Origin of the sequence: Chryseobacterium sp. SIMBA_029 (genome assembly GCF_046535275.1) — a bacterium.
GTDB lineage: Bacteria > Bacteroidota > Bacteroidia > Flavobacteriales > Weeksellaceae > Chryseobacterium.
The window spans coordinates 1-272 of record NZ_JAWRXA010000316.1 but is presented as its reverse complement, the minus strand read 5'-3'; the positions used below and the strand labels follow the sequence as shown (position 1 = coordinate 272).

1 protein-coding gene is annotated in these 272 nt (G+C 40.8%); it reads right to left on the bottom strand.

Annotated elements, in window-relative coordinates:
* A partial coding sequence (locus SB679_RS24265; protein WP_410704808.1) for a DEAD/DEAH box helicase occupies positions 1-272 on the bottom strand: 272 nt, incomplete at both ends.

Here is a 272-nt window from a genome sequence, read left to right as displayed (position 1 = left end):
CTATGCTGCTCGTCTATGATAGCCAGGCCAAGATTCTTAAACTTAACTTTATCTTCTAAAACAGCATGGGTTCCTACAAGAATGGAGAGCGTACCATTTTCAAGCTCCTCATGAATAATTCTCCTCTCTGCAGCCTTAGTAGAACCTGTCAAAAGCCGAATATTGATCCCTGTTTTCTCCAGTAAATCTTTAATACCATTATAATGCTGCTGGGCAAGAATTTCTGTAGGTGCCATCATGCAGCTCTGAAAGCCATTATCCATGGCAATAAG